The following is a 344-nucleotide window of genomic DNA, read 5'->3' as shown; positions in this document are numbered from 1 at the left end:
CAAACCTAAGTCAATCATCACTTACGTTTATAAAGAAGTGAAGGAAGAACCAACTCAACCTAAGGGTAACGTCTACGTTCACTATGTGGATACAGAAGGCAAGACCATCAAGTCTGATGTAACCGACGAAGACGCTCAACCAGTGGACAAGGACTACGACACTGTTGTAGACAACCGTCCACAAGAGATTGCATTCGAAGGCAAGACTTATGAGTTAGTCCCAGCGGGTAACTACACTGTCGGTGAAGTAGATGACCAAGGTCACCTTAAATCTACCGATTCTACAACCGGCAAGGTCATCGAAGGCGATAAGAACGTCACCTACGTATACAAACTGAAGGAAA

At 44.8% G+C, this 344-nt stretch carries 1 protein-coding gene; it reads left to right on the top strand.

The window, feature by feature from the left end:
* Positions 1–344 (top strand): MucBP domain-containing protein (locus tag AC3E8G_RS10290; protein ID WP_490677653.1); only part of this gene is annotated, 344 nt, incomplete at both ends.

This window comes from Streptococcus sp. SCPM-O-B-15294 (M123) (genome assembly GCF_058200455.1).
The sequence above is the reverse complement of the archived record's forward strand: the minus strand, read 5'-3'. Positions and strand labels throughout refer to the sequence as shown.